Source organism: Pseudactinotalea sp. (assembly GCF_048594945.1).
Classification (GTDB): domain Bacteria; phylum Actinomycetota; class Actinomycetes; order Actinomycetales; family Beutenbergiaceae; genus Pseudactinotalea.
The window spans coordinates 1-3236 of the sequence record NZ_JBMDXJ010000225.1 but is presented as its reverse complement, the minus strand read 5'-3'; the positions used below and the strand labels follow the sequence as shown (position 1 = coordinate 3236).

Sequence of the window (3236 nt, the reverse complement as noted above, 5' to 3'; positions counted from 1 at the left end):
GTGGTGCGGCGGGCGAGGGACTCAGGTCCAGGTCGTACCTCATCGCCGCGACGACCACCGCGAGCACCACGCCGGGCAGGCTGACCAGCGTCCACACGGTGAGGTCGGCGAACAGGAACGCCGAGCGAGGCGCGGGCAGCGAGCGGAACCAGTCGTAGCTGCCCTGCTGCTTCATCCCGCCGACGACCTGGGGCACGATCACCAGCCCGGTGGTGAGCAACTGGATCGTGGGCGCACCGGTGGACAGTCGCAGCGCCACGTCCGGGTCGTCGACCGGGGCGAGGAATCCGAAACCGATCACGATCCCGACCGCCATCATGATCTGCACGATGATCGACAGCGGCAGGATCACCCGCGAGGATGCCGCATTCCAGCGGATCAGGAGCCACCAGGCGCGGAGCCAGTCGCTGACTGCATTCATGCTTCCGCCCCCTCGGGCTCGCGCGCTGTCGTGGTGAGCTGCACGTAGGCGTCCTCCAGCGACACCGGCTGCACGGCGAAGGTCTCGATGTCGCCGGCCCGCTGCGCGGAACGTGTCCAGGCGATCACGTCCTCGGCGTCCGCGGCCGCCACGGTGGCGCTCAGAGCACCGTCGCGTACCTCGGTCACGACCGCGCCGCGCGGTGCCGGAGGCGTCGCTCCGGGTGCGGAACGAAGCTCCAGCCGGAGTCTGTCGCGGAGGTGAGCGGTGAGCTGACTGGGCGTGCCGCGCGCCACCACCACGCCCTGGTCGAGGACCACGAGATGGTCGACGGCCCGCTCGGCCTCGTTGACGTTGTGCGTGACCAGCAGCACGGCCGCCCCGTCATCGGCCTCACGCCGGATCTCCTGCCACAGCAGTCGACGCCGCACCGGGTCGACATCGTTGGTGGGCTCGTCCAGCACCACCAACGGCACCGGCACTGCGGTGGCGATCGCGTAGGCAACGAGGCGCTGGACCCCGCCGGAGAGCTTGTCCGTCGGGCGCTCCAGCCACTCCTCGAGCCCGAGCCGGGCGAATCGTTCGGCTGCGCGGGCGCGGACCTCGTCACGCCTCGCTCCCCGAATGCGTCCGACGAGCTCGACGGCGAGTGCCGGGGTCAGGCCGATGATCGGCACGTTGGCCTGAGCCTGGATTGCGCAACGACGGCGCGCCTGCTGCGGATGCGCAACAGCGTCGATGCCGTCAACCGTGATCGAGCCGGCATCGGGTTTGGCGATCCCGACGACCTGGTTGACCAGCGTCGTCTTGCCCGCTCCGTTGTGCCCGAGCAGACCGACCACCTGCCCGGGAGCCACGTCGAGACTGACGCCGTCGTTGGCCACCACCTTCTTGAATCGCTTCGTCACGCCGTGCACGGTCAGCATCGGAGCCTTTCGCATACTCATCGGTATTTGGATACCGACCAGTATGTCGATACTCTGCAGCATGTCAACAGCCGACCGGTCTCCAGGCACACGGGACACCACCGGGAGCGAGCGATGAGCGAGAGTCCGAAGACCCGCAGCGAGCGGCAGGCGCAGACGCGCGACCAGTTGATCTGGGCCGCGATGGAGGTGTTCACCGACAAGGGATTCCACGGTGCGTCGCTCGACGAGATCGCACGGCACGCCGGCTTCACCAAGGGTGCGGTCTACGCGAACTTCGCCGGCAAGGACGATCTGTTCCTCGCCGTCGTCGATCGCCGCATCGAAGTCGCCTTCGACGAGACGGAGGAGCCGGACATCGAGATCGGAGCCGGCGAGCTGTTCGAGTTGCCCTGGGCAACCTTGTCCCTCGAGGTGATCCTGTACGCGCTACGGACCTCTCCCGAGCTGCATCGTGAGCTCGCCCGCCGGTACCAGCAGATCGATCAGATGGTCTCGGCCGGCCTGCAGCAGACCCGTGGCGTCAGCGCCGACGAGGCTCCGACGGCGGCGCTGGTGCGCAGCGCGCTGCACGAGGGGCTGATGATCCGCCGGCTGGCGGACCCGGACCAGATCTCCGCCGAGTACGCCGAGGAGGTTCATCAGGCGTTCTTCGACGCAGCCCTCGCTGGTCGGGCACAGCAGACTGAGCGCTGAGGGATCAACCGCCCGGCGTGACCGGTGGTTCGGCGGACCACGGGAACACGATCCACTCGTCAGTGCGACGCCACGCATAGTCGGGTGCGACCACGGAGGCGGACTTGAGATAGAGCACCGCACTCCGCGCGTCGGCACCCATCCCCCGGAGGATCTCGAGCACCAGGGCCAGGGTGCGCCCGGAGTCGGCGACGTCGTCGACCACGAGCAGCCGCTTCCCCTGGATCGCCTCGACATCGAGCATCGGCGCGAGCAGCACCGGGTCCGGCAGCGTCTCGTGGACATCGGTGTAGAACTCGACGTTGATCGCGTCCGCGAGCTTGAGCCCCAGCGCGTAGGCGAGATGCCCGGCGGGGATCAACCCGCCGCGCGCGACGGCGATGACGATCTCGGGTGCGAAGCCGGAGTCGGCGATCTGCTGCGCGAGCTCGCGGCCCGCGGTGCCGAACCCGTCCCACGTCAGCACCTCCTTCTGAGGCAGCTCGCCGGCGTCGGCGTGGTACGCGGTCACGTCGCCGAGGGTAGCCGCACGGTCGGCCGATCCGCAGGGCCTGCCGCGAGGATGCCGGTGTGCCAGAGGCATGCGGTGGTGATCGCTGCTGGTGCGGTGGTGCCGAAGACGGGGATGAGGCCGGGGAGGAGGTAGTAGGCGCTGAGGATGAGGCCGACGCCGGCTCCGGTGAGCAGTGTGGTGCCGGGGCGGCCGAGGAGGAGGATCAGGGCTCGGCGCAGTAGTGCGGGGGTGCTGTCGTTGAAGTGGGCTTGTAGTGGCCAGACGATGGCGGTGGCGAGTCCGAGGGTGATGCCGAGGATGGTGTGTGTGCCGGCGAGCAGGGGGGTGGGTGTGCCGAGGTCGAGGTTCTCGACCACGGCGCGGGAGGCCAGCAGAACGGCCCAGATCGTCACGAGGGCGGCGCCGAGGCGGTTGGCGGGCCAGAGCTCGCGGTGCCAGTGCGCACCGAACGAGGTTCTGGTGGTACGCCAGCTCGGTAGGTCTTGGTGGAGGCCGTCGCGTTCGTGTTCGCGCAGCACGGCGTGCGCGGCTGCGGTGGCGGGGAAGGCTCCCAGCAGGATGCCGCCGCGCAGGGTGTGGCCGATCCAGAGCAGTTGCAGGTAGAGCAGCCGTAGCCCGAGGCGGCCGGCTTGTTGGTGCAGGTGCAGGAGGCGTTGCATCAGCCCTTCACCGAGCCGAT

4 protein-coding genes and 1 pseudogene are annotated in these 3236 nt (G+C 69.1%); 1 reads left to right on the top strand and 4 read right to left on the bottom strand.

Annotated elements, in window-relative coordinates:
- Together ACOJSN_RS09720 and ACOJSN_RS09715 are read right to left on the bottom strand one after the other, a co-directional pair.
- Positions 1-421, bottom strand: a pseudogene (locus ACOJSN_RS09720) (ABC transporter permease); the annotation flags it as partial.
- Positions 418-1368, bottom strand: a complete 951-nt coding sequence (locus tag ACOJSN_RS09715) for an ABC transporter ATP-binding protein (RefSeq protein ID WP_420112293.1) — start codon at positions 1366-1368, stop codon at positions 418-420. The pseudogene ACOJSN_RS09720 and the gene ACOJSN_RS09715, both read right to left, overlap by 4 nt.
- A gap of 93 nt (positions 1369-1461) precedes the next feature.
- On the opposite strand from ACOJSN_RS09715, the gene ACOJSN_RS09710 reads away from it, so the two are divergent.
- Entirely contained in the window at positions 1462-2043 is a 582-nt protein-coding gene (locus ACOJSN_RS09710; protein ID WP_420112292.1) for a TetR/AcrR family transcriptional regulator, read from the top strand.
- A gap of 4 nt (positions 2044-2047) precedes the next feature.
- Here the strand turns inward: ACOJSN_RS09710 and ACOJSN_RS09705 are convergent, their stop codons facing one another.
- Positions 2048-2554, bottom strand: a complete 507-nt coding sequence (locus tag ACOJSN_RS09705) for a phosphoribosyltransferase (protein ID WP_420112291.1) — start codon at positions 2552-2554, stop codon at positions 2048-2050.
- A partial coding sequence (locus ACOJSN_RS09700) for a DUF624 domain-containing protein (protein ID WP_420112290.1) occupies positions 2551-3236 on the bottom strand: 686 nt, incomplete at its 5' end. The genes ACOJSN_RS09705 and ACOJSN_RS09700, both read right to left, overlap by 4 nt.

Bases quoted from the DNA above. Each gene is read 5' to 3' on its own strand.
- ACOJSN_RS09715 (WP_420112293.1), bottom strand. From the start codon at position 1,368: ATGAGTATGCGAAAGGCTCCGATGCTGACCGTGCACGGCGTGACGAAG.
- ACOJSN_RS09710 (WP_420112292.1), top strand. From the start codon at position 1,462: ATGAGCGAGAGTCCGAAGACCCGCAGCGAGCGGCAGGCGCAGACGCGC.